Here is a 25,257-nt window from a genome sequence, read left to right on the forward strand (position 1 = left end):
TAAAAAGCCCATTCCATAAATCTGGAACAGGCTTCTCAAATATTTTTAATAATTACTTACAATTCTCTTACCCAGATATTGCGAAAACTAAGCGGTTCGCTTTTATCGCCATGAGCTTGCAGCTTTATTGGCGAGGCACCATGGGCTTTACCTTCGTAAGATGGCTTACCAATGTATTGGGTTGGACCAAGTAGCTCGAAGTTGTTTTCAACAAGTACACCGTTAAAGAAAACGGTTGCCCTTGCGGCAGATTTTAGTGTACCGTCCTGATTAAACACCGGAGCTGTCCAAACAACATCATACACATTCCACTCGCCCGGTTTGCGGCCGGGGTTTGCCAACGGGATAACCTGTTTGTACAAACTGCCAGCCATGCCGTTTACGTAAGTTTTGTTGTTGTACGAATCTAAAACCTGTAGCTCATAGCCGGCATCACCTTTACCTATTGATGCTAAAAACACGCCACTATTGCCACGGGCCTGGCCGCTGCCTGTAATGCTCGCAGGCACACGCCACTCAATGTGTAGTTGATAATTATTAAATTTTTTCTTTGTTTCTATATTTCCGGTAGCTTTATTTACAGTAAGCACATCGCCCTTTACCGTCCATTTAGCCGGTGTTTGGGTTTCTACGTCAACCCACTCATCAAGGCCTTTACCATCAAACAAAATAATAGCGTCAGAAGGGGCATCGCCCAAAACCTTACCCGGCACTACTGCTTTAGGAATTGGCTCCCAAATTTCGGTATCCTCTGGTTTAGCATTTTGCGCGTTGGCCATAAAAAAGCTTCCGGCTAAAATGGTTGTTAATATTATTGAATATCTCATGTTGTTATTTGGTTTATTATATGTGAAGCGTACTTTTTAAGTAGGCAGCGCTTTTGGCTATGCTTACATATGGATCAATATTGGTAAAATTCTCCTGCTCAACAATAAAGTGTTTTATACCCGCCTGTTGTGCCTTGCCCAATATCTTCACAAAATCAATATCGCCCGTACCTATCTCGGTATTCAGGTTACCGTTAGTTTTATCCCGGTCTTTAATATGTACAAAAGTAAAACGTCCGGGGTGTTTTTCAAAAATAGCCAAAGGATCCTGGCCGGCACGTACCACCCAGTATAAATCCATCTCCATATTAACGAGTTTAGGGTCGGTATTGTTTAACACTACGTCGTAAAACGTGGTATCGCCAACCGGCGCCCATTCAAAGTTATGGTTGTGGTAACCTAATTTTAAACCCGACGCCTTGCATATCTCGGCAGCTTTATTCATTTTTTCGGCAACACCTTTACAATCGTCAACCGTTTTGATGAAATTATGGTTTAATGAAGGCACTATGATATAAGTTTGACCAATAGTGTTGGCCACCTCCATATACATATTTAAATCATCGGTTTTTCCTTCGCCAAAGTACGAGTCTAAACCATAGTGACCACTTGGGCTGCTGAGTCCGTTATCTTTTAACAACGTTCCAAAATCTTTGCTGGGCAGTCCCCAATAGCCTTTTTCTTTGTTATAGCCAAAGGTTTCCACTTCTTTGTAACCAGCTTTAGCCACTTTACCTATTACACCTTTTACATCGGCAGGTAACTCGTTGCGCAAGCTATATAACTGCAGGCCCGCACCTTTCTTTTCTTTTGCCGATAATAAAGACGGCGCTAACATTGCGCCTGCCGAAAGTATACCGGCCTGCGCTAAAAATGTTCTTCTGGATGTCATGTATTTCTGTTTGGTTAATATAGCATTGGAGTGTGTTGACACCATAAGGTTTAAACGTCGCAAATATGTACTGCTTTACGCAACGATGCCACCTTGTCTTTTTGCTTCGGAATAAATTCCTGCGCAACAAAACCTTTATGACCGGTTTCTACAATAGCTTTCATTATTGCCGGGTAATAAAGCTCCTGTGTTTCGTCAATCTCGTTACGGCCGGGTACGCCGCCGGTATGATAGTGGTTAATATATGGGTGATATTGACGGATGTTACGGATCACATCACCTTCATCAATCTGCATGTGATAAATATCAAACAACAGTTTAAAATGTTCCGATCCTATCCTTTTGGCCAGTTCGGCACCCCACTCTACCCTGTCGCATTGGTAATCTTTATGGTCAATTTTGCTGTTCAGCAGTTCCATTACCAACACAATATTGTGTTTTTCGGCCAGCTCAACCATTGGTTTTAAACCCTCAACGCAATTATTCCAACCGGTTTCATTGTCTTTTCCACGGCGGCTGCCACTAAAACAGATCAGGTTTTTATAACCGGCTGCAGCAACCTTGGGTATCATTTCGCTGTAGTTTTTATGCAACTGTGCATGAAATTGTGTATCGCCAAAGCCATCGGTCAGGTTAATTTCGGCGCCGTTACACATGGATGAGTACAGGCCATACTTTTGAAGTGTAGGCCAGTCTGCCGGGCCAACCAGGTCGATGCCCTTTATGCCAATATCTTTAGCGGCTGCGCAAAGCTGTTCAACTGTCATATCGCCATAGCACCAGCGGCATACGGCATGGTTAATATTACCTTTTAGCGCAGTATCAACTACCATTTCTTTTTCCCCGGGTTTAAATGACGATAACATGCCGGCCGCGGTAATGGCTGCTGTACCGGTTACTATATTTTTTATAGCCGACCGCCTGTTTTGATTTGATTCCATGGTTGTATATCGGTTTGTTCCGGGAAGTATTGATCCCGGATTATAATTGGTTACACACGGTTAATAATTTATAAAACAGAACAAAAGCAACCGGCAATTGCTTGCCGGTTTATTAAATGATCAGCCTGATTTTTTAAAACTTATTGCCCTGATAAATTATCCGGCTTATTTTTTTTGTGCAAGAATATATTTTACTATTTCTTTCGCATCGTTTTCGGCAAGTGCAGCATGCGGGGTCATGGCCATTGTACCCCAGTTACCGCTACCTCCGGAAATTACTTTTTTGGCCAGCATATCAATGTTGGCTTCAGAAGCATCATATTTTTTTGCGATGTCCTGGAAGGATGGGCCGATAACTTTTGTGTCAACTTTATGACAAGTTGCGCAATCATTGGCAGCTAACAGTTTCTCGCCGGCGCTTGAGCCTGCCGAGCCACCAGCAGCTTCGGTGCCGGTTTTAGTAGCATTGGTATCAGCATCAGAATTAGTTGCCTTAGCAGTTTGATTTGCAGCAGCGGTACTATCGCTACCACCTTTACTTGCCGAATTGCCACCACAGGCAGATACTACCGCACAGATACCAAGAATAAAAAAAGCCTTTTTCATTGAGTTAATTTGTTTTTAGGGTAACAGGGCTTTCCCCCATTGATTTTGTTTTTTAGTTAAGTATAAAGCATCAACACCGGTAGGTTTTACCTATAATTTTGACGCTTTATACTGTTTTTAATTTCTTTTATTAATTGTGCCGAAAAATACAATTTTTATCCTAAAAAATATGGTTTGTTAAACAGTTACCTGGTTTAATGGCGCTGTTTTTTTCTTTGCACGCATGTAAAACACCAAACCGGTAAAGGCTACAATTAAAGCAATGGGGATAATAAGAGTTGTATTTAATACTTCGGGACCAGCCGCAGATCTGGCCGCATCAAATGCCTTAGCCATATCGGTACCAGCAGCAGCAGAACGGTAAGCATCTATATTTGCACCTGAGGGAAGTTTCTGAACCATTATGCCATCATAATATCCGCCCATAAATATCATATAAATTGACACGCCAAACATCCCGGCTCCACCCATAAGGTTTAGGCCTACTGCCCCGGTACGTGGTAGATTTTCGGCTACAAAGCCAATCATACAAGGCCAGAAAAAAGCAACACCTAATCCAAAGACAACTGCAGCGAAATAAATCGCATCGCCATGTAAATGGATCATGAGATAAATTCCCAATGCTGACAAAATTGCCGAGATAAGCAACACGCCCTGGGGTGCCAGCCTATGAACTATCGGGCTTGCAAAAGCCCTGCCTAATACTTGCACGGATGCCACAAAAGTTAAAATCAGGATTGCATTATTGGTAACTGTTTTAAACAGCACATCCGTCCATTGATTCGTGAATAGCTCCGTAATGGCTGTACCGAACATACAAATAATCATAAACAGGAATAATGGATTGAGAAGGGCTTTGTACATCTCGCTTGTACTGACACCGGACGAAACGCGTTCGGTAACCGGAAAATCTAACTTAGAGAAAAGATAACCGTAAATTAAAGTAGGGATAAGCATAACAGCTATTTCAACTTTCGAAATCCAATATGGTTTTTCTAATGCACCATGTGCAAGCGTATTATCCAATGCAAATACTACCAGCGTACCAATAACTATACCAGCCGGGAACCAAAGGTGAAAATGGTTAAGCTTGGTAGTTTTATTATCGGTATAAAGAGAGGCGACTAAAGGGTTACACGAAGCTTCAACAGTACCGTTCGCAATTCCGATCATTAAGGTTGACAGGAACAAAGTCCAATAGCCATCGGCAAAAATTGTGAGCACGATCCCTATCAAATGAAAAACAAAAGCCGACACAAGCAATTTTTTCATACCAATAATATCTACGATAAAGCCTCCAACTATGATGGCTAAGGGAAAGCCCCAAAAGGCTGTAGCTGCTATTGTGCCTAATTCTGAAGCGTTAAGATGAAATCTAACGCCCTGGTCATTCAATATACCGGCACGGATACCGAATGATAATGATGTTACCAACAGGGATAAGCAACTGGCCCTGAATAGTTGTGTGCGGTTAATGGTTTGCATTTAAATATATTAAGTTTAATTAATTGGTTAATTGGCTATTTCAAATGTACTGATTTTTATATTCCCAGTGTCTTCCTGTTAAGCACATCGTCGGCGCCTGATGCAGCAAAATCATCAAACGCGCGTTCGGTTACACGGATGATGTGATTTTTGATAAATTCCGCACCTTCACGGGCACCGTCTTCGGGATGTTTAAGCGCGCATTCCCATTCCAACACGGCCCATCCGGGGAAATCATATTGCGTCAGCTTGCTAAATATCGCTTTAAAATCAACCTGTCCATCGCCTAATGAGCGGAAACGGCCTGCACGATCAACCCAGTTCTGGTAACCGCCATACACGCCCTGCCTACCTGTCGGGTTAAACTCGGCATCCTTAACGTGAAACATTTTGATGCGTTCGTGATACAGGTCGATATATTCTAAATAATCCAGGCATTGCAAAACAAAATGCGACGGATCATACAATAAATTGGCCCGTTTATGTCCTTTCACCTTATCCAAAAACATTTCGAAGGTAATACCATCATGCAGGTCTTCGCCAGGGTGTACTTCGTAGCATAAATCGATGCCATTATCCTCGTAAACATCAAGGATTGGTGTCCAGCGTTTAGCTAATTCTTCAAAAGCGGTTTCTACAATTCCGGCAGGGCGTTGCGGCCATGGGTATACCATAGGCCAAAGCAGCGCGCCGCTAAAAGTAACAGATGCCTGCAAGCCTAAATTTTTTGACGCCTGTGCAGCGTATTTAAGTTGCTGTACGGCCCATTTTTGCCTTTCTGCGGGATTTTTTCGGTATTGCTCGGGAGCAAACCCATCAAACAGTTCGTCATAAACAGGGTTTACCGCTACCAGCTGCCCTTGCAGGTGGGTTGATAATTCAGTAATCTCTAAGCCGTGGCTGTTTACCACACCTTTTACTTCCTCGGCATACGTTTTGCTTTCGGCAGCTTTTTGCAGATCAATGAAACGGGCATCCAAAGTTGGCAATTGTACGCCTTTGTAGCCAAGCCCGGCTGCCCATTGGCAAATAGAATCAAGGCTGTTAAAAGGGGCGTTATCGCCTATAAATTGAGCTATAAATATTGCAGGTCCTTTAATGGTTTTCATAGTTTTTTGTTAGATAGTAAACTCAGTCCACTTTTTATCTGATTTGCCTGAAGCGATCACATTTTCGATGAACGCCATACCGCGCACCCCTTCTTCGATGCCAGGGTAATCCAACTCCTCTGGGGTAGCTTCCCTGCCTTCGAGGCCTGCTTTCACTGTTAAGGCGAAATTGCGGTACAAATTGGCAAAAGCTTCCAGGTAACCTTCCGGGTGACCGGCCGGTGTGCGGGTGTTATGTTGCGCAAATGAGCTGGTATATCCACCTCCGGTGCGCCATACTTCCATCGGTTTATCGGTATACATCAGGGTTAATGAGTTAGCATCGCTCTGGTGCCATTCAAGGCCGCCTTTTTCGCCGTAAACCCTAATCTTTACGTTATTTTCTTCGCCAGCGGCAATCTGGGTAGCCGTAAGCACGCCACTTGCCCCGTTATCAAATTTTAGTAATGCTGCCCCGTCATCGTCAAGCTTGCGGCCCGGTACAACAACGTTAATATCGGCACATATTTTTGTTACCTGCAGCCCGGTTACGTATTCGGCAAGGTTAAAAGCGTGCGTACCAATATCACCCATGGCGCCGGCTATCCCGCTTTTACCTGGGTCGGTACGCCACGAAGCTTGTTTGTTATCATCTCCTTCTAAAAAGCTGCTTAGCCATCCTTGCGGATACTCTACATAAACTTTTCGGATTGTGCCCAGTTTACCGGCTTTTATCAGTTGCTTAGCTTCCTTTACCATCGGATAGCCGGTGTAAGTATGTGTTAAGCAAAATAATTTGCCGCTTGATTTCATTACTTTTTCCAGTTCTTTAGCCTCGGCCAATGAAAATGTCATTGGTTTATCTAAAACAACATGAAAGCCATTTTCCAATGCAGCTTTAGATGGATCAAAGTGTACATGGTTGGGCGTAACTATGCTAATTACCTGAACGCGCTCGTTTTCAGGCAGCTGTTTTTCTTTTTCAATAAGTTCGGTATATGAACTGTAAACGCGGTTTTCGGGCAAACCCAGCAAAACACCACTTGCTTTTGATTTCTCGGCATTGCTGCTAAATGCGCCGCAAACCAGCTCATATTCGCCATCAATGCGGGCGGCAATCCTGTGCACGGCGCCAATAAACGCGCCTTGCCCGCCGCCAATCATTCCTAATCTTAGTTTCATTTTTTTTTTGGTAGTTGGTTGAGTGGTTAATTGGTTTGATTAAGTTTGAATTGTGTTGATCAATTAAATTAGAATACAATCGATTGAATGGGGTAAATTTGGCTATTTGAGTTGATTTTTCAAAACATTGCTGTTTATATATTTCAACTTAATGACCATTTATTTAACTCAGGCAATCTGCACTAACTTAATCAACTCAATTCAACTTAACCAACCAAAAACCAATTATCATTAAGTGAGTGGTTTATTGGGTTGATTAGGTTGGATTGTGTTGACTGAGTTAAATCATGTAATCAGGTTGATAGGATTAAAACCCATTAACTCAATCAAACATTCTCTTATTCAACTTCAATCAACCGCTCTATTATTCAACCACTTACCTAATCAACCCCATTCAACTACAAACCAACCCCTTAGGTAGCCCAGGCTTTATCGCCTTTTTTGTATGGGAAATTACCATCGTATTTGCCTGGTACAGCTATGTAACGCAAAGCCTCGGTTGCGCCAGGTTTTGAAGTAAAGAAACCTAACAAGGTTAATTCCTTCATCATCCTGAAATAATGGTTAGGGTCTGTAGGTTTTTTAGTTTTAGTGTAGGATTTTTGCTCGGCATCAAGTTCGGTAAGCAATTCTGTGCGTTGTTTAGCATCTGCTTCCATGAATTTTTTGCCGAACTTTTTATCGCTGGCACCGTCAAGGTCAGTAATACCTTTTAAAAATATCTTCTGATCTTCGGGTTTATAGCAATCAGTTACCATTACGCCCATAAATTTACCTATCTCGGCTGCTTTTGCGCCGGGAGAGGTTGTGGCTGGTAAAATGGTTTCGCCAACCTCATCAAGGAAGGCAATAATTTCAGGTTTAGACAGGTCAGCAATACCCGAAGCGGATATCGATGATTTACAGCCCGAAATGAAAAACTCGGCTCCTATAACCGCTCCTCCAAGTAACAAGCCCACCCTGCCAATTGCGTCTCTTCTATTCATCGTTTTATAATTATTGATTTATCGAATTAATGAATTATTGAATTATTAAGTTTTTACTTTCCTAATTGATCGAATTAATGAATATGCAACTATTTATTGGCGAATTCATCTATTCTTCAATCAATAATTCAGTAAATCAATAATTCAATAATTAAACTAAGCTTTCAGCTCAAAACCTTCGCGGTAATTGCGCTTAATGTATTGGTTAACCGGGTCAAAATTTGTAACCTTCATAGCCTCGTTATCCCAAACCAGCTTTATACGGCCACCTTGTAATTCGTGACCACGCACTGCAAGGTTTGCCATTAACAAAGCCTCGGTAAGCGGACCAGCCTTATCAAAAGATGAGCTTAACTCTGTTTTACCATAACCTGCTAAACATCCCTCTACCCATTGTGCATAGTGACCATTTGCCCCACCCTGTACGCGCGCCCATTTCTGAGGTGCTTTTGCATCCTTAGTAAGTGCAGTTGGTAATAGTGTTGGTGCGTCTGAATAGGTACTCGCGTACATTTTTCCTTTTGTACCAATAAATAGTGTTCCGTTGCCTTCTTCGCCGCCAAATTTTTCGCTTGGCAATAACTCTTCAGGTCTTTCGGGTTGTATACCACCGTCCATCCAGTGTAGTTTAACGTCGCCCTTGGTTTTATCAGTTTTAGGGAATGTTAACGTAATGTGGCTTGACGGAGGGCAGCTTTCAGGGAAATGGCCTTCTTTAAACTCATCTACATATACACTGCCAACACTGGCTTGTACATCTTTTGCATACTGGATACCCAATACCCTGAAAGGAGCCTCAACAAGGTGGCAGCCCATATCGCCCAGGGCGCCTGTTCCGTAATCCCACCATCCGCGCCAGTTAAACGGCACTAATTTATCAACGTAATCTTTTTTAGGGGCAGTACCCAGCCACAGATCCCAATCCAATTCTTTAGGGATATTAGGGTTAGCTACCGGCCACTGAATACCTTGCGGCCATACCGGGCGGTTTGTCCAGCAGTAAACGGTATGCACATCGCCAATCAAATCGGCATCATACCATTCAGATAATAAACGGGTGCCGTCATTTGATGATCCCTGGTTACCCATCTGGGTTACTACTTTATATTTTTTTGCTGCCTCGGTTAATAAACGGGCTTCCCAAATATCATGCGTCATTGGCTTTTGCACGTAAACGTGTTTGCCCATTTGCATGGCCTTATAAGTTATGATGGCATGATTATGATCTGGAGTCGAGATTGATACAGCATCAAAGTGTTTGTGCTCCTTATCATACATCTCGCGCCAGTCTTTATAATATTTAGCTTTAGGGAAATCGGCACGTGATTTTGCAGCACGCCTGTCGTCTACATCGCATAGAAAAGCTATCTCGGCTTTTCCGCTTTTATAAAAATTGGCAATGTCGCTTTGGCCTTTACCGCCCGCACCAACGCCGGCTATCAAAAGCTTGTCGCTTGGCGCTATATAACCTTTTCCGCCCAATACAAAGCGCGGAACGATCATGAAGCTTGCTGCAGCTACCGTAGTGGTTTTAATAAAATCCCGCCTCGATGGATTGGGAGTAACGTTATCTTTTTCTTCAGACATAGGTATGGTATTATGATGTTTTTGTTAGATCTCGTTTTTCTTTAAAGCTTCAACCGCATAGTTAGCTGCACGGGCAGTTAGCGCCATATAGGTAAGTGATGGGTTTTGGCATGCAGCAGATGTCATACAAGAACCATCGGTAACAAATACGTTTTTGGCATCCCAAACCTGATTCCACTGGTTAAGTACGGATGTTTTAGGATCGCGACCCATGCGTGCGGTACCCATTTCGTGAATACCACGGCCCAGGAATGGATTAGTGCTATGGGTTTGTACATCTTTAACACCTGCGGCTTCCAGCATTGCCTTGCCTTCGGCTTCCATGGCAATACGCATTTTTTTCTCGTTATCTTTCAGCTCGGCATCAATAGCAACCACATTCAGACCCCATTTGTCTTTTTTGGTTTTATCAAGCGTCACTTTATTTTCATGGTATGGCAGTGTTTCGCCGAAACCTCCCATACCAACCGACCATGAGCCAGGTTCGGTAATTGCGTCTTTATAGGATGCGCCAATGTTCAATTCGGCAATATCTCTGCTCCAGCCTTCGCGGCTTGCACCACCCTGGTAACCAAAACCACGAATAAAATCGCGTTTATCGCCGCCAAGGTTTGCAAAGCGGGGAATGTAAAATCCGTTTGCACGGCGGCCAAAGTAATATTTATCTTCAAAACCTTCATACCTGCCAGATGCGCCAACACCTAAGTGATGATCCATCAGGTTGTGGCCAAGTTCGCCGCTGCTGCTGCCCAAACCGCCATCCCAAACATCAGTTGCCGAATTCATCAAAATCCAGGCTGAATTAATTGTTGATGCATTTACAAAAACAATTTTTGCAAAATACTCATAGGTTTGGTTGGTTTCGGCATCCAGTACTTCAACACCTTTAGCTTTTTTAGTATCCTTATCGTACAAAATTTTTGTAACTATAGACCATGGCCTTACTGTTAAATTACCTGTAGCCATAGCAGCCGGTAACGTAGCCGATTGTGTGCTGAAGTAAGCACCAAACGGGCAACCCAACCAGCATTTGTTACGGTACTGGCAGTTAGTACGGGCATTATGCGGTACGGTGATATTGGCTGTACGGCCAATGATCATATCACGGGCCTCTTTGTAATGATCTTTTAATCTTTTGGCAACATCTTTTTCAACCACGTTCAGCTCCATTGGCGGCATAAAATCGCCATCCGGGAGAATTGCAAGACCATCTTTGTTACCAGATATGCCTGCAAATTGCTCGGCATAGCTATACCATGGCGCTATATCTTTATAACGGATAGGCCAGTCAACAGCGATACCATCTTTCAAGTTGGCTTCAAAATCAACATCGGCCCAGCGGTATGATTGCCTGCCCCACATTAATGAACGGCCGCCTACATGATAGCCACGAAACCAATCGAATCTTTTGGTTTCTGTGTAGGGGCTGTCTTTATCGCTGGCCCAATAATCAAGATTGACCTCGTTTAGTGGATAATCGCGTTTTAAAACAGGGTAATCGTCAATCATTTTTTGTGTACGGCCACCACGGTGGGTAAACTCCCACGGGTCTTTAGTAGCGTTCACATAATCTTTTATATGTTTGATATCGCGGCCGCGTTCAAGCATAATGGTTTTTAAACCCTTTTGTGTCAGTTCTTTGGCGGCCCACCCACCGGATATCCCCGAGCCGATGACAATAGCGTCATAAGTATTTGCAGACATACAATTATATTAGGTTGTTAAATTTTGTTTATTACTTGGTTGTTCGGTTAAATGTATGAATAAAAATTATTTTACAAATAAACTTTCATTGTGTTTTTTTTACACAATGTCTTTAGTTGGCAGCTTTCAGTTTACAGTTGGCAGTATTAATTAATATTGTTAAAACCTATTTTGCCGGCAACTGCCTGCTGATAACTCTTTACATTTTTAACTGCAAACTGCGTACTCATAACTGCAAACTCAAATATTCCCCTTTTTCATTTCGCTCACTGCATAATCAGCAGCCCGTGCGGTAAAGGCCATATAAGTTAAGGATGGATTTTGGCATGAGGTTGAGGTCATGCAGGCTCCATCGGTTACAAATACGTTTTTTACCGCATGCATCTGGTTCCATTTATTAAGCACCGATGTTTTGGGGTCGTTACCCATCCGGGCGCCGCCCATTTCGTGAATATCAAGTCCTGGCGCGCGGTTATCGGTACTGGCTTTTATATTGGTGAAACCTGCAGAGGCAAACATTTCTGTCAACTGCTCTACGTAGTCCTTCTTCATCTTCTCGTCGTTATCATCATAGTCAACCGATATTTTCAGTTGCGGTACCCCCCATTGGTCTTTTAACGTTTTATCAAGGGCTACGTAGTTGCTTTCTTTGGGTATTGTTTCGCCCATCATGTGCGATCCTACTTTCCAGCCGCTCAGGTTGTCCTTAACCAGGTTATCCTTCAGGCTGGCCCCAACACCATCCCATGGGCGCTGCTGGTAACGGTACGCGCTGAAGCCCGAAGCATACCCGCGTAAAAAATTAGTTTCCTGTTTGTAAACGTTGCGGAAACGTGGAATATAACCACCGCCGGCCGGATTACGGCCATCAGTTGTCCACTCCTTTTCGCCGTCATACTCGGCCCCTATATGGGCCGAATAATTATGAAAGGCAACGTATTTACCCAACACTCCACTATCGTTACCAAGGCCGTTAGGGAAACGGTGCGAAGTTGAATTTAATAACACCAGGTTGGTATTTAAAGCAGCTGCATTTACAAAAATGATATCGGCGAAATATTCAATCGCTTCTTTTGTATTGGTATCGATAACGCGAACGCCACTTGCCTTACCTTTTTTCTCGTCGTAAATAATCTCCTGCACAACAGAAAATGGACGTAAAGTAGCATGACCCGATTTTAATGCCCAGGGAATAGTAGAAGCATTTGCGCTAAAGTAACCGCCAAACGGGCAGCCGCGCTGACACAAAATGCGTTCCTGGCATTGCACCCGGCCCTGATCTAAATGGATTTGGTTTGGTTTAGATAAGTGAGCGCAACGTGCACTAATCACATGCCGGTTGCTATATTTACTTTTTACGTGATTACTAAAATACGTTTCGACAGCATTTAGCGGGAAGGCTGGCAAAAACTCGCCATCGGGCAGCTCGGGAATGCCATCCCTGTTACCGGAAATACCGGCAAACTTCTCTACATAACTGTACCATGGGGCAATATCCTTGTACCGGATGGGCCAATCAACAGCAAAACCATCGCGGGCGGGACCTTCAAAATCAAATTCGCTCCAGCGTTGTGTTTGGCGGGCCCAAAGTAGTGATTTACCGCCTACCTGGTAACCACGAATCCAATCAAACGGCTTCTCCTGTACATAAGGGTGATCATTATCCTTTACAAAAAAGTGAGCGGCATCCTCGCCAAAAGCATAGCAGCGGTTTACTATAGGGTTGGCTTCTTTTATGGCCGCCGGCAGTTCGCCGCGGTGCTCAAACTCCCAGGGGTACATATTGGTAGTGGGATAATCTTTAATGTGTTTTACATCGCGCCCACGTTCCAATATCAAGGTTTTAAGGCCCTTATCTGTAAGTTCTTTAGCAGCCCAGCCACCACTCATCCCCGAGCCAATCACTATCGCATCAAATGTTCGGTCTTTAACGCTATCTATATTTAAATTAGCCATTACTTACGCTGATTGCTTTTGTTTGTATGGAAAACGGGCATTATAACGACCCGGTACAAGTTCATACACTACTTGCTTGGTCATGAAATATTTAGAGGTTACATAACCATTTACAGTTTGACTTTTTATGATCCCGTAAAATGATTTGAGCTCTTTTGGATTTATTGTGCTTTTCTCGTCCTTATCATTTTCGATGTTCAACAACATCGCTTCGCGCTGTTGTTGGCTTAAATCCGAAAAGGGTTTGTCATATTTATTTTTGACAGCATCAGCAAACTGCCCCATACCTGTCATAAATGCCTGCTGATCTTCTTTTTTGTAGCAATCATCCAGCATCTTGAATACGAATAAGTGCAGATTCATATCTCTTGCACCAGGTGTTGTTGTTTTTGGTATAATAGTTTCAGCAATATCGCCCACCAGTTTTTCCTGATCGGCGCTGATATCAACATTTTTAAGGATTACAGACGTTTTACCTTCCGATCGGTGACATGCAGGAAGCAGTGCTGCCCCACCTATTATCAAAGCCAAATTTTTTATTACAGTACGCCTGTGCATATCAAGTAAATTGTTTTAGCAGTTTCAATTTATTCACCTGCAGGGGGACGGGCAACTAAAGTTATCTGTGTATTTTATTTATAAACGGTTTTCAAACTTAGTAATTTTAGCTTTTAAAACTAATCGCCTCAAAAATTAAATCCGTTGATGGTGGTAAGTTACCTTTATACTATTAATAACCCCATTTTTTCATGATTTGTAAATCAATTTTTACACTCTCCACCGGATCTTTGCCCTGGTAGGCCTCCTGCTCGATAATAAAAAGTGAAGTACCGCCTTTTTTACTACCTGCCTTCACTATCTCTTTCACCGGCATAATGCCCTGGCCCAAAATGCAGCTTTCTGTATCATCGCCATCATGTGGGGCTACCTTTATTTCATCCTTAACGTGCATCGACTCAAATCTGCCGGGGTATTTATTAATAAATTCAATCGCGTGTCCGCCGGTAGTTAACATATTACCAATATCAATTTGCTGCGCTACCAATGCGGCATCAGTGTTTTGGATGATATAATCATACAGCGTGATATCACCAACTTTGGTACTTATTTCAAAGTGATGGTTATGATAGCCAAATTTCATTGATGATTTTTGGCACAATTCACCGCATTTGTTAAACTGCTCCATGGCGCGTTTCAGTGCGTCCAAATCTGTACGCACTTTTTCATCAAGCCATGGGCTTATTACAAATTTTTGGCCCATGGTGGCTGCGTCTTCCACTGTATACTTCCAGGCATCGGTAAAATCTTTTTTTGATTCGTCCCAATGTTGCGCTGTCATTACGGTGTGGCCGCTTGGCATTTTGAGCGTCAAATCTTCCAATATTTTTTTAAATTCTTTTGCCGGGAAACCGTAAAACTTCCTGTCTACATAATTGGCATGTTCTACATGATGATAACCGGCATCGGCAATTTTTTTTAGCGTCCCCTTAGGGTCAAGCTTCATAGCATCGCGTACACTGTAAAGCTGAACCCCCACCCTTTGGAGTTTTTTGGGCGCGGCAAATAAGCTATCGGGCAAAAGGGAGGCACCGGCAACGGCCAGGGCGCCTGTTTTTAAAAATGATCTGCGTGTAGTCATAATTTTAGAATCAAGAGTTAAGAATCAAGAGTCAAGACAAGGATTATAATCAGCAGTCAAGATATAAGTAATTCCAACCAAAACGAAAATTTGTTTTCCGTAAATCTTTACCGGTTTTTGTCTTAATTCTTGACTCTTGATTCTCATCTCAATTTCTCCATCGGGAATGCCGGGAACAATAAATCTGAATTGCTTACAAAAGCAAGGTGTTTGCTATCCGGCGCCCATGACGGGGTATTGATAGTGCCCTGCCCTCCGTATAAGTAAGCAATTACTTTTGACGGGCCGCCTCCTATTGGCATCAGCCTTAAAAATACGTGCTTGTAAAAAGGGTGATCATCCGGGGCTACTTCGTTTTTAAAGAAGGTTATATATACAATCCATTTGCCATCGGGCGATATATGCGGGAACCAGTTATTATAATCATCATTAGTTATTTGCGTTTGTTCGCTGCCGTCGGCTTTCATACGCCAAATCTGCATCAGTCCGCTGCGTACCGAATTAAAGTAAATGTATTTTCCGTCGGGTGTATATTCAGGCCCATCATCCAAACCGGGCGTAGTGGTTAGTCTTTCTTCGGGACCTCCATCTGATGGGACGCGGTATACATCAAACTCCTTGTTTCTTTGACCACAAAATACAAGATATTTACCATCCGGCGACCAGCCGTGCATATAGCTTGCGCCAACGCCAGGTGCCGTAATCCTTTTTGCCTGGCCTCCTGTAACCGGCACGGTGTATCCTATAGAAGGGCCGCCATCGCCACTGCTGATAACCAGCATTTTGCCATCAAAAGAAAGTATATGATCGTTATTGTTGTTTTTTGCCGGCGCCGTATTTAGTTGTACCGGTGTATTGGATTTAAGATCAAGCTTAAACAACGAACCGTCGCTATTGTAGATCAATGATTTACCATCCTTCATCCAGTTTGGTGCCTGCAATGATCGTGGCGACTGGTAAACAATAGTGCTATTTTGAGTCTCTACATTAAGCAATTCTATGCTGCTGCCCAGGTATTGTTTATAAGGCACCAGTGTTGCCGGTGCGGGGGTTATAATCCGTACGTTGCTAAAAGTGGCTTTTTCGGTTACATCTGCATTATGCGAGCAGATAAAAATGCCCACATAAACTTCGTCGCCAAGGTCAAGATCGCTTACTTCTTCGGTAACAAATAAGTCGCCCTTACGGGCTACCGACATGGTGTAGGTACTGCCCTTACGCTCTAACTGGATAACATCGGCCGCAGTGATACTTGCTTTTTTTTCTTCGGTAATTCCGCTAACTGTTTTGCGGTACTGCAACGAGGTAAGGCCATCGCCATGAACAACGGCATTTATATGTTTTGAATTGCTATCTAAAGTGCTGCGTACCATCAGGCCAACCTTACGGTGCAACTCGACACCTTTGCCAATAAAAGCGGCGTTGGTGCGTAATATAAAATCGCCTTTCATACGTTTCCACACAAAATGAAAATCATCATGCGTTGCCCAGATGTTTTGCCCCGCCCCGCGAAGCTCATACTGCTGCGTTTTGGCATCATATTGCCCGCCGCCGGGAAGTTTATTGATACCTACATCTGTTTGATTATCAAATATTCCCAGGCCCTGTGCCTGCACCCTTTTGTTAACAAAAACAAGGCACGACAAGCAGGCTGCAAAACAGAAAAGCTTATTTAACATTGATTATGGCGTTTAAGTTGTATGATTAGCTGGATTGCTAATATATAAATTACAATCGTAAATAAAATGTAACTATTTTAACATAAATAGCCTTGTCCTGGCGCACGACAAAAAAGGAGATAAAAGCAAAACGCCATCGCTGAAACAGCAATGGCGTTTTAAAATAAGATAATATTATAGACAGGCAGTCCTGAAAGTCAGCACTTTTACTTTGCCCGCACCAATACCGGCTTAACTTCCATATGTTTTATAGCCAGTGCTGTAACCGGCACCTGTACTTTATTGCAATAAGTAAGCAAAAACTCCTTTTTCGAATCGCGGTATGAACTAACGGCGCCTATCATGCTCATGAATTTGATATAGCACCAGGCCAGGTCAAACTGATGTGGCTTAAAGCCAGAGCGGGCACTTTTAGGATACAGGTGGTGGTTGTTATGCCACTCCCCGGCCACGTAACCAGGCCACAATTGGTTTATAGACATATCCTCGCGGTTATAATCGGTACCATCGCGGCGTTTATCCTGCCCCTTACCATGGCCTTCATAATTAAAGGTGCGCACACCCACAGCCCAAAATCCGGCCGAGCCAAAAATAGCGCAGGCTAAGGGCAACCCGCCCATCAGGTAAAATGCAGTGAACCAGAAGCCCCAGTTAAGGACGATGCCAATAACGGTGCGGTATGGGTTGGCAATTGTACCCCATTTTTGATATTGCTTATAGGTATTGGGAGTTACGCCCACGTGTTTCATTAAGTTAACACATTTTTTGTAGCAAGCCTCGGTCATGTTCCTGGCTACAGGCTGATGGTTTACATCGGCCAAAAAGCAGTACATAAAACCGCCCTGGGCATTGTAAGGATCGCCGGGCTGATCTGACAGTGCGTGATGAACATGGTGCGATACGGCGTAAATCTCTTCGGGAATAATTTTAAGCGTAAGATTCTGGGTAAAAAAACGCCAGAATTTGTTGCTGAAAGTGTATGCATTATGTGTGCAATACCTGTGGTGCCATATGGTGCCGTGGGTACCCATAATGATCATGCTATAAACAAAAGCAACTATCAAACCTACAATACTGAAATATTTGAATATGAACAAAAACAGGAATGGAGTTAATGCAAGCACTAAAAACCAGCTTAAAAATGAAAGCCAGTTTTTTTTGTCCCGGAAAACATTCAGTCTCGAAAAAAACTCTTTTAAAATTGTTGCATTGGTGGGTTTTGCAAGGTTACCATCCTCATCCGTCCATCCGTACGAGGGTGGTTCGAGCACTGTGTTTAAAAAAGCCATTAAATTAGCAGGAATAAAAAATGTTAGGAGTAATAAATATTGTCACAATATAGTAAAAAATTCACCATATCATTATTTTAGAAAATATAATTGATTTCACTAAATCTATATATGAAGTTAAAACGATTTCTAAATAATTAAATTACTTATTCAATAATATATATTTCAGAAAATCTTTTTGACTACTACACTTTTCTACGTAAAAGGTTTATGATTTGTTAACATAAAAAGGAATAATTTTTGCACAGCCGGCCAGCGGTAAACTAAAACTGAAGGTACTCCCCTTGCCTACTTCTGATTTAACCCATAACCGGCCACCGTTAAACTCCACCAGTTCTTTACACAAAAACAGGCCAATGCCTGTACCAACCTCGCCCATTGTACCATTTTGGGTAAAGTGCGAATTAAGATCAAACAGCTTAACCAACTGGTCCCCCGCAATCCCCTTGCCTGTATCGTTAACATTAACTACAAGGTCACCATCCGCAACGTGGCTGCTTAGGGTTACAATGCCATTATCATCGGTAAACTTTATAGCATTGCTAATCAGGTTACCTATAATCACCTTAATATGCTTTTCATCGGCTTTTACCATGTGGCCGGTGATAGCTATATTTTGAAACCTGATGTTTTTTTGCTGCAACTGGTAACTATAAATCTGTGCCATCTCTTCTCCCACCAGATTTATGTCGACAGCCGATGGCGTTAAATTTATTCCCCTGATCTGGCTGCCCGCCCACTCCAGCAGGTTGGATAATGTAAGTTCGCCGCCTTTTATTACCGGTTCCATTTTTTTCATCAGGCCGTGCATATCTTCAAGGTTTAAGTTATCATCCTCAAATAGCTCCATGATACTACGCAGGTTTGCAAAAGGGGTACGCAAATCGTGTCCAATTACGGCCAGTAGCTTATCCTTCAACTTATTTACCGCCGCAAGGTTAGCCGATTGCTCTTCAATCAATCCCTTTTGCACCAGCAAGGCCTCATGCTGCCTGCTTAGCTTACTACTTAATAAATTCTTTTGTTTAAAATTATAATAGGTGATATATAAAGCTATTAATACAACCAACAACGAAATGATAAGCGTGATAATGATGGCATTTTGAAAATGGATCTTATCCTTATCTTCTTTCGCCTTTTGTTCAATTACAGCTATTTCGTTAAGGCGGGCATTTAAAGCAAAATAATTCTGGATCAGCTCGGTATTACGTCTCCTATCAGATTCGTTCAACGAATCAAGGGCCCCATTATACTTCTTTTGAAACTTTAACGCATTGGCCAAATCTTTCTTTTGCTCAAAACTAAACATGATGGTTCTGTAAGCATCCGAAATCCCGTTCATCAAACCAATGCTATCGGCAAGCACAGCCCCCCTTGTGGCATACTCTATTGCTTTATCAAACTGCTTCAGGCCATTATAATTATCGGCATATTCAATAAGGGTTTTAGCGCGCAACCTCCGGTTATTGGTTTTAAAACTCATGTAATAAGCAGTATCATCAAATGCAATAGATTTTTGAAACTGTTTTTGAAGGCGCTGTATCGAACTCAATCGCGTATAAATAATATTAGTGTTATTGTCATCGCCGATGGCTCTGCAAAGTTTTAGTGCCTGTAAGCTTGTAGCCATGCCCCTGGTATAATCACGCATCCTGATATATACCAGCGACTTCTCGGTGTAAAACTCTCCCACCATTCTGGTATCGTTTCCGGCATATTTTGCAGACTGGTTTAAACTATTGATTGCCTCCTGATAGTTTTTAAGTTCCAGGTAGGTACGGCCTATCGCACTGTAACACTCGGCCAGCAAAGTAGCGTTATCTTTCGGCAAATACGGTAATGCCGAATTAAGATAAAATAAACTGATAGGATAATAGGATTGCGACCAATATACATGGCCAAGGTTTACGTAGGCTAAGCCTATCCCTGTATTGTATTTTATTTTTTCGGAAAGCAACAACGCTTTGCCGGCCATTTCGCGTGCCTGGTCGGGCTCCCCCATATAGCGTTCGCCTGCGGTTTTATTAAGGCTATCAACCGTTATTTTGATAGATGCTATATTGGTAACAGCAACAATTGCCGCATCTTTTTGGGCATAGCACATGCTATGCATTAGCAATAATAACAGCACCGGGCCAATAGTTCGCCTCATTTATTAGTAGGGGATTGAATTCTTATCTGCAATGTTATGCCAAACATTTTTGGCAAATTAATCTTAATTTTATTTAACCGGTGGTATTAAAACTTGCGGTATTAAAAGTGCTTAACCTGCAACCAGGCATCTTTCGCCTTTTAAAAGCTCAATGCAGTGCTCATAGTTGTCGGGCATTTTTATCTGCTCCACCTCTTTCATATAGCCTTGCTTAATTTCTTTACGGCGCCGGGCTTCAATAAAGCGCCGTACATGCTCACGGTGTTCCAGTATTAAGCCGGGTACTTTAGCCGGTTTATTGTGCTCATCTTTTGAAACCATGGTAAAGTAACTGGTATTGGTATGCTTTACCGAGTTGCTTTTGATGTTTTCAGATACCACCCTAATGCCTACAACCAGCGATGTGTTGCCTACATAATTAACCGATGCCATTAATGATACCAGTTCGCCCACTTCAACGGGCTGTAAAAAATCAACTGTATCAATCGATGCGGTAACACAATAATTACCAGCATGTTTAGCGGCGCAAACATACGCTACCTTGTCCATCAGCGATAACAATATGCCGCCATGAATTTTGCCGCCAAAATTTGAATAAGAAGGGATCATCAACTCGGTTATCGTGGTCTCAGAAAAACGTACCGTTTTATAATCGGATTGATCGGTTAGCGCAGTCATGAAATATGGTTTATGGCTACAAGTTTAAGCAACCCATACTATTAATGCAACAAAACAATTACAATAGCTAATATCCGCCATAAAACAGTTAAGATTCGTTGTATCTTATTTCGCAAACGGCTAAAAACAAAACCAGGATATCAAACCAAGTATTTGATATTGATGTATCCGCGTTTTATATTTACCCAAAATCCATAACACCTTTGAGAAACATAACCCTGCTAATTGTTTACTTGTTTTTTGTAAATGTGGCCCTTGCCCAGGAAACTGTTGAGCGCAGCCATAAAATAAACGCGCATATTACCGAAAAACTAACTGTTTTAAAAAGCGACAAAAGTACCAGGCATGGCCTGTACCAGATGATTTATAATAAAACCTATGCCCTGGCCAATGGCCGCTTTGACAACGATATCAAAGTAGGTATCTGGCATTTTTATGATCCCCAAGGCCATTTGCTGCAAAACTACGATTACACCAAAAAAGAGTTTTTATACGAGGCACACGAAGATACCACATCAAACCTGCATTATTTTGTTGATCAACAACTGGCCGATACCGACCGTACAACTAAACCCGTTAAAATAGGTGGCCGATACTTTGGGTATCTTCCATATTTTAAGCTATTCAAGTTGCCGGCAAATTTAATGGATATCAGCAGGGATGCATCTATCGGTGTGGTTGAGTTACTGGTTAGCCCTGGTGGCAGGCTGGCCTATTTTAAAGTGACCATTTATAGCGGTAATTTTTCAAAAACCTTCAACATGAATGTTAACGCTTTGAACGAGGAAGATAAAATATTTACCCCGGCCACACTAAATGGCGAACCCATAAGTTGCCGAATACTCACAAAATGTGCTATAGATGACGACGGTACACTGATTTTTTAGCAGGTACCTATATCAATATATTACCCAATTACAAATAGCGTTCCGCCCCAAAAAATTATTTCCCTGCTATCCATTTTACAGCTTCGTCCAATTCATCTAAGGTGTAACCTTTGTACCTGCCGGGTAGTATATATTTAAACAGATGGCTAAATTCCCTTACCCCCTCTTTATCAGTAACCATGGCTAATTTGTTCCATTTGGTAAAGTATTTAAGTCCGATGCCTATGTTGCCACACCAGGCACCGGCATCAAAATCCTTTATATCGGTTTCCAACACAAGCAGAAAATTGATTTTTCCGTTTTGTTTTATGTGTTCGTCAAGCAGGGGCTCAAGCGCTTTTTCGTAGTCGGCATTTGTAATTTCGCCAACGGCATGCAGCCCTAAAACATGTTTCGGCAGGTAGCTCAAGTGCGTTAGCATTTAGATATATTTATATTTACCAATAGTTACAAAAACCACACCATTGATTAAAAAATCTGGATTTTTTTCTGTAGAAATGCCATTACAATGCCTTTCCGCTTAATATTCATCATCAAACACTGTTTATTTTACGAATTTTAATTTGTAGTATCTTTGCACCGATATGCAAAACAGGACGGTATACAGCCAGTTAATAAAAAGTGAAGCGCAAAAGCTCGGCTTTTTGTTTTGCGGCATATCAAAAGCAGGTTTCCTGGAAGAGGAGGCGCCACGGCTGGAAAACTGGTTGAAAAAAAACATGCACGGCGAAATGCAATACATGGAAAACCACTTTGATAAACGCCTTGACCCACGGCTGCTTGTTGATGGTGCCAAATCAGTAATTTCATTAGGGATTAACTACTATACCGATAACCAGCAAACCGATCCAACAGCACCCAAAATATCAAAATATGCTTACGGCATGGATTATCATACCGTTATAAAAGATAAGCTTAAACAGTTATTGCAAATCATCAACGAGCAAATTGGCGAAGTGGGCGGCCGGGTGTTTGTTGATTCGGCACCTGTACTGGATAAGGCCTGGGCCAAAAAATCGGGCATGGGCTGGATAGGCAAAAATGCCAACCTGCTCAATAAAAAATCAGGGTCGTTCTTTTTTTTGGCCGAACTGATCATCGACCTCGAACTGGAATATGATATAGCCCCCACTGCCGATCATTGTGGCACCTGTACCAATTGTATTGATGCCTGCCCTACTGATGCCATTGTTGGGCCCTACGTTGTTGATGGCAGCCGCTGCATATCGTACCTCACCATCGAACTAAAAAACGAGATCCCTGTAGAGTTCAAGGGAAAAATGGACAACTGGATGTTTGGCTGCGATGTATGCCAGGATGTATGCCCATGGAACCGTTTCTCCGTTTTAAACACCGAACCGGCCTTTACCCCGCACCCCGATTTACTGCACCTGAAAGCTGCCGACTGGCAGGATATCACCCAGGATGTCTTCCAAAAAGTATTTAAAAACTCGGCTGTAAAACGTACCAAATTCAGCGGCCTAAAGCGCAATATTGATTTCCTTCGATAAACACATATTTTTTATTTACTATTGCTTGTAGCGTTTGCTACCTTGCACTCGTTTAGGCTTTTAAATAAAACCTAAAACATTTTACTTATAACCCAAAACCTGCAAATGAACCCTTATCGCTGTAATCATTTATTTTATATTTTGTTAATGCTTGCGAGTTGCGTTACGCTTGGTAGTTGTAAAAAAAAACCACGCATGGTAACTACCACCATACATGGACATATTAATACACAGGGGCCAACTGTAATTGCCAGTAATGTGGTTGTACAGATATTTTATTATCAAAATATTTTGGGGCTTGCCAAATACCAGCAATTGAAAGACAGTGTTGTTAGCGACATTAACGGCGATTATCACCTTTCCTTTACAAGCAACGCTGCTGTCGAGAATGACATGCTCGGTACAGCATATTATACATTTAATATCAAAAAAGATCCGCTTATTAAAAACCTGTTGCCAAACGGCCAATCATATCATTTGGGCCAGGATAACAAAATTGATATGTCGATTATCATGTATCAGCCATTTAAAGCAAGGTTTACATTAAAAACTCCGCCAAACGGCCGGGTCGAGGTAGATACCCAGGCGGGCTATATTGGTCTATACCTGTTTAAAGCAGACAGCCTGGTCAACATGATTATTCCCAGGGCGCAAAAAACTATCCTTAGTTACCAGGCAATTTCACCGACGGAGGTTCACCACGCCCTTAAACAACGGGATACTATTAACCTTGAAGCTAACCCAACTTTGCAAACCAAAAGTTTTTTTGTTGATACCGAAGGGTTGTGAGATATGAGATGTGAGATATGAGATATGAGATATGAGATATGAGATATGAGATATGAGATATGAGATATGAGATATGAGATATGAGATATGAGATATGAGATATGTAAAAAGCCCCTGACGGGGCTTTTTAATTTATTGAAACTTGTCAAAAAGTCTCAAATCTCATATCTAACATCTCAAATCTAAGCTACCTTCATATCTAACATCTCATATCTAAACTAACCTTTTTTAAACTTCAATGCCAACTGTGCCAGCATATCGTCATTAACGGGCTGGGCCGGTTCTTCCTTCTTTTTAAAAGGCTTGGGCGGATATTGAGTTTTGGTATGATCAGGTTTATGAAATTCTTTTTTAGGATAATCGGCTTTGGGAGCCTCCGGGCGTGGCGCATGGACCTGGTCGGCTGGCTTTGGCTGCTGAGCGGCGTTTTTTGCCTGGCGCTCTGCATTCTTTTTGGCATTCCAGCGGGTGTGTATCTCTTCCAACTTACGTTTGGTGTATAGCGGAAAATCGCCCTGCATCATCCATGAATAATAGCTTGGTTCGGCATTTAACACATCCTCAACCCTTTTGCCTTTGTGCTTGCCAAAGTTAATAGTTTCTTCGCCCTGCTCGTTGTAAACCATCCGGCCGGCAAAATCAACCGGCTTGCTTAAGTTGGTAAACTTGTGTAACGCTTCTACGTCGCCAACAACCGGCACGGTAATATTTCCTTTTTTGTCCTCCCATTCCATGTTTTCATAGCGCTCAATCTGCGCCAGCAAAACTTCCATGGTTGCACGGGTATCAGCCTCGGCCGAGTGGGCATTTTCAATTTTTTTATCGCAATAAAACTGGTAAGCTGCTTTAAGCGTACGCTGCTCCATCTGGTGAAATATATTTTGTACATCCACAAAATGCCGGTCGTCTAAAGTAAAAGATACGCCTGCGCGTAAAAACTCTTCCATCAGCATCGGGATGTCAAACTTGTTGGAGTTATAGCCGGCAAGGTCGCTATCGCCAATAAATTCGGCAATGGCCTGGCCCAGAGCTTTAAACTCCGGCTCGTCCTTTATATGCTCATCATAAATACCATGTACCAGTGACGACTCCAGCGGAATTGGCATTCCCGGATGAACACGCCAGGTTTTAACTTCTTCGCTGCCATCGGGGTGTAGTTTAATCACGGATATTTCTACTATTCTGTCAACCCCTATATTGGTTCCTGTAGTTTCCAGGTCAAAAAAAGCAAGCGGGCGTTTTAGTTTTAATTTCATTGTAATGATTCAGTATTACTGTAAAGGTCGCAAATGTCCTAAAAAGAATCAGCACAATAAATTTTTTAATTTAATTAATATCTAAGTTTTATTTTTAAATTAATACCATCCTAATTATCGCGA

22 protein-coding genes are annotated in these 25,257 nt (G+C 42.3%); 3 read left to right on the top strand and 19 right to left on the bottom strand.

Annotated elements, in window-relative coordinates; all coding sequences use genetic code 11:
- Positions 1-56: 56 nt before the first annotated feature.
- The 17 genes from AC1RM2_RS30370 to AC1RM2_RS30450 form a co-directional block, all read right to left on the bottom strand.
- Positions 57-827: a 3-keto-disaccharide hydrolase gene (locus tag AC1RM2_RS30370; RefSeq protein WP_492988891.1), complete on the bottom strand. Its 771-nt coding sequence runs from the start codon at positions 825-827 to the stop codon at positions 57-59.
- Between the two features lie 16 nt (positions 828-843).
- Positions 844-1,719, bottom strand: a complete 876-nt coding sequence (locus AC1RM2_RS30375; protein WP_492988892.1) for a sugar phosphate isomerase/epimerase family protein — start codon at positions 1,717-1,719, stop codon at positions 844-846.
- Positions 1,720-1,769: 50 nt separating this feature from the next.
- Positions 1,770-2,660 (bottom strand): hydroxypyruvate isomerase family protein, encoded by an 891-nt coding sequence (locus tag AC1RM2_RS30380; protein ID WP_492988893.1) that lies wholly within the window; start codon positions 2,658-2,660, stop codon positions 1,770-1,772.
- Positions 2,661-2,825: 165 nt separating this feature from the next.
- Positions 2,826-3,266 carry a c-type cytochrome gene (locus tag AC1RM2_RS30385; protein WP_492988894.1) on the bottom strand — a complete coding sequence of 147 codons (441 nt, stop codon included), beginning with the start codon at positions 3,264-3,266 and terminating at the stop codon, positions 2,826-2,828.
- A 177-nt stretch (positions 3,267-3,443) separates the two neighbouring features.
- On the bottom strand, positions 3,444-4,751 hold the full coding sequence (locus AC1RM2_RS30390; protein ID WP_492988895.1) for an MFS transporter: 1,308 nt from the start codon (positions 4,749-4,751) through the stop codon (positions 3,444-3,446).
- Between the two features lie 56 nt (positions 4,752-4,807).
- Positions 4,808-5,860, bottom strand: a complete 1,053-nt coding sequence (locus AC1RM2_RS30395; protein ID WP_477446666.1) for a sugar phosphate isomerase/epimerase family protein — start codon at positions 5,858-5,860, stop codon at positions 4,808-4,810.
- A 9-nt stretch (positions 5,861-5,869) separates the two neighbouring features.
- A complete protein-coding gene (locus AC1RM2_RS30400) occupies positions 5,870-7,021 on the bottom strand; it encodes a Gfo/Idh/MocA family protein (RefSeq protein WP_492988896.1) in 1,152 nt (383 codons plus the stop codon).
- A gap of 413 nt (positions 7,022-7,434) precedes the next feature.
- A complete protein-coding gene (locus AC1RM2_RS30405; RefSeq protein ID WP_492988897.1) occupies positions 7,435-8,007 on the bottom strand; it encodes a gluconate 2-dehydrogenase subunit 3 family protein in 573 nt (190 codons plus the stop codon).
- Between the two features lie 156 nt (positions 8,008-8,163).
- Complete coding sequence (locus AC1RM2_RS30410) at positions 8,164-9,594, bottom strand: Gfo/Idh/MocA family protein (protein ID WP_492988898.1); 1,431 nt, start codon at positions 9,592-9,594, stop codon at positions 8,164-8,166.
- A 24-nt stretch (positions 9,595-9,618) separates the two neighbouring features.
- Positions 9,619-11,298: a GMC oxidoreductase gene (locus AC1RM2_RS30415; protein WP_492988899.1), complete on the bottom strand. Its 1,680-nt coding sequence runs from the start codon at positions 11,296-11,298 to the stop codon at positions 9,619-9,621.
- A 240-nt stretch (positions 11,299-11,538) separates the two neighbouring features.
- On the bottom strand, positions 11,539-13,254 hold the full coding sequence (locus AC1RM2_RS30420) for a GMC oxidoreductase (protein WP_492988900.1): 1,716 nt from the start codon (positions 13,252-13,254) through the stop codon (positions 11,539-11,541).
- 3 nt (positions 13,255-13,257) lie between these two features.
- Complete coding sequence (locus AC1RM2_RS30425) at positions 13,258-13,812, bottom strand: gluconate 2-dehydrogenase subunit 3 family protein (RefSeq protein ID WP_492988901.1); 555 nt, start codon at positions 13,810-13,812, stop codon at positions 13,258-13,260.
- 172 nt (positions 13,813-13,984) lie between these two features.
- Positions 13,985-14,893: a sugar phosphate isomerase/epimerase family protein gene (locus tag AC1RM2_RS30430; protein ID WP_492988902.1), complete on the bottom strand. Its 909-nt coding sequence runs from the start codon at positions 14,891-14,893 to the stop codon at positions 13,985-13,987.
- 143 nt (positions 14,894-15,036) lie between these two features.
- Entirely contained in the window at positions 15,037-16,572 is a 1,536-nt protein-coding gene (locus tag AC1RM2_RS30435) for a hypothetical protein (protein ID WP_492988903.1), read from the bottom strand.
- Positions 16,573-16,778: 206 nt separating this feature from the next.
- On the bottom strand, positions 16,779-17,861 hold the full coding sequence (locus tag AC1RM2_RS30440) for a fatty acid desaturase (RefSeq protein ID WP_492988904.1): 1,083 nt from the start codon (positions 17,859-17,861) through the stop codon (positions 16,779-16,781).
- Between the two features lie 208 nt (positions 17,862-18,069).
- Positions 18,070-20,013, bottom strand: a complete 1,944-nt coding sequence (locus tag AC1RM2_RS30445; RefSeq protein ID WP_492988905.1) for a tetratricopeptide repeat-containing sensor histidine kinase — start codon at positions 20,011-20,013, stop codon at positions 18,070-18,072.
- A gap of 111 nt (positions 20,014-20,124) precedes the next feature.
- Positions 20,125-20,691, bottom strand: coding sequence for an acyl-CoA thioesterase (locus AC1RM2_RS30450; RefSeq protein WP_492988906.1), 567 nt, complete (start codon positions 20,689-20,691; stop codon positions 20,125-20,127).
- 203 nt (positions 20,692-20,894) lie between these two features.
- Between AC1RM2_RS30450 and AC1RM2_RS30455 the strand changes: the two genes are divergently transcribed.
- A complete protein-coding gene (locus tag AC1RM2_RS30455) occupies positions 20,895-21,578 on the top strand; it encodes a hypothetical protein (protein ID WP_492988907.1) in 684 nt (227 codons plus the stop codon).
- A 55-nt stretch (positions 21,579-21,633) separates the two neighbouring features.
- Here AC1RM2_RS30455 and AC1RM2_RS30460 read toward each other — a convergent pair whose 3' ends face one another.
- Positions 21,634-21,999, bottom strand: coding sequence for a SpoIIAA family protein (locus AC1RM2_RS30460; protein ID WP_492988908.1), 366 nt, complete (start codon positions 21,997-21,999; stop codon positions 21,634-21,636).
- A 163-nt stretch (positions 22,000-22,162) separates the two neighbouring features.
- On the opposite strand from AC1RM2_RS30460, the gene queG reads away from it, so the two are divergent.
- Positions 22,163-23,089 (top strand): tRNA epoxyqueuosine(34) reductase QueG, encoded by a 927-nt coding sequence (gene queG / locus AC1RM2_RS30465; RefSeq protein WP_492988909.1) that lies wholly within the window; start codon positions 22,163-22,165, stop codon positions 23,087-23,089.
- A 195-nt stretch (positions 23,090-23,284) separates the two neighbouring features.
- Positions 23,285-23,878 (top strand): hypothetical protein, encoded by a 594-nt coding sequence (locus AC1RM2_RS30470; RefSeq protein WP_492988910.1) that lies wholly within the window; start codon positions 23,285-23,287, stop codon positions 23,876-23,878.
- A gap of 218 nt (positions 23,879-24,096) precedes the next feature.
- Here the strand turns inward: AC1RM2_RS30470 and AC1RM2_RS30475 are convergent, their stop codons facing one another.
- Positions 24,097-25,134 (bottom strand): exonuclease domain-containing protein, encoded by a 1,038-nt coding sequence (locus tag AC1RM2_RS30475; RefSeq protein ID WP_492988911.1) that lies wholly within the window; start codon positions 25,132-25,134, stop codon positions 24,097-24,099.
- Between the last annotated feature and the right edge of the window lie 123 nt (positions 25,135-25,257).

Source organism: Mucilaginibacter sp. GW822-FHT03E02, assembly GCF_058801545.1.

Excerpts from the sequence above, each read along its gene's own strand:
- AC1RM2_RS30370 (WP_492988891.1), bottom strand. The coding sequence starts at position 827 with ATGAGATATTCAATAATATTAACAACCATTTTAGCCGGAAGCTTTTTT.
- AC1RM2_RS30375 (WP_492988892.1), bottom strand. The coding sequence starts at position 1,719 with ATGACATCCAGAAGAACATTTTTAGCGCAGGCCGGTATACTTTCGGCA.
- AC1RM2_RS30380 (WP_492988893.1), bottom strand. The coding sequence starts at position 2,660 with ATGGAATCAAATCAAAACAGGCGGTCGGCTATAAAAAATATAGTAACC.
- AC1RM2_RS30385 (WP_492988894.1), bottom strand. The coding sequence starts at position 3,266 with ATGAAAAAGGCTTTTTTTATTCTTGGTATCTGTGCGGTAGTATCTGCC.
- AC1RM2_RS30390 (WP_492988895.1), bottom strand. The coding sequence starts at position 4,751 with ATGCAAACCATTAACCGCACACAACTATTCAGGGCCAGTTGCTTATCC.
- AC1RM2_RS30395 (WP_477446666.1), bottom strand. The coding sequence starts at position 5,860 with ATGAAAACCATTAAAGGACCTGCAATATTTATAGCTCAATTTATAGGC.
- AC1RM2_RS30400 (WP_492988896.1), bottom strand. The coding sequence starts at position 7,021 with ATGAAACTAAGATTAGGAATGATTGGCGGCGGGCAAGGCGCGTTTATT.
- AC1RM2_RS30405 (WP_492988897.1), bottom strand. The coding sequence starts at position 8,007 with ATGAATAGAAGAGACGCAATTGGCAGGGTGGGCTTGTTACTTGGAGGA.
- AC1RM2_RS30410 (WP_492988898.1), bottom strand. The coding sequence starts at position 9,594 with ATGTCTGAAGAAAAAGATAACGTTACTCCCAATCCATCGAGGCGGGAT.
- AC1RM2_RS30415 (WP_492988899.1), bottom strand. The coding sequence starts at position 11,298 with ATGTCTGCAAATACTTATGACGCTATTGTCATCGGCTCGGGGATATCC.
- AC1RM2_RS30420 (WP_492988900.1), bottom strand. The coding sequence starts at position 13,254 with ATGGCTAATTTAAATATAGATAGCGTTAAAGACCGAACATTTGATGCG.
- AC1RM2_RS30425 (WP_492988901.1), bottom strand. The coding sequence starts at position 13,812 with ATGCACAGGCGTACTGTAATAAAAAATTTGGCTTTGATAATAGGTGGG.
- AC1RM2_RS30430 (WP_492988902.1), bottom strand. The coding sequence starts at position 14,893 with ATGACTACACGCAGATCATTTTTAAAAACAGGCGCCCTGGCCGTTGCC.
- AC1RM2_RS30435 (WP_492988903.1), bottom strand. The coding sequence starts at position 16,572 with ATGTTAAATAAGCTTTTCTGTTTTGCAGCCTGCTTGTCGTGCCTTGTT.
- AC1RM2_RS30440 (WP_492988904.1), bottom strand. The coding sequence starts at position 17,861 with ATGGCTTTTTTAAACACAGTGCTCGAACCACCCTCGTACGGATGGACG.
- AC1RM2_RS30445 (WP_492988905.1), bottom strand. The coding sequence starts at position 20,013 with ATGAGGCGAACTATTGGCCCGGTGCTGTTATTATTGCTAATGCATAGC.
- AC1RM2_RS30450 (WP_492988906.1), bottom strand. The coding sequence starts at position 20,691 with ATGACTGCGCTAACCGATCAATCCGATTATAAAACGGTACGTTTTTCT.
- AC1RM2_RS30460 (WP_492988908.1), bottom strand. The coding sequence starts at position 21,999 with ATGCTAACGCACTTGAGCTACCTGCCGAAACATGTTTTAGGGCTGCAT.
- queG (WP_492988909.1), top strand. The coding sequence starts at position 22,163 with ATGCAAAACAGGACGGTATACAGCCAGTTAATAAAAAGTGAAGCGCAA.
- AC1RM2_RS30470 (WP_492988910.1), top strand. The coding sequence starts at position 23,285 with ATGGTAACTACCACCATACATGGACATATTAATACACAGGGGCCAACT.
- AC1RM2_RS30475 (WP_492988911.1), bottom strand. The coding sequence starts at position 25,134 with ATGAAATTAAAACTAAAACGCCCGCTTGCTTTTTTTGACCTGGAAACT.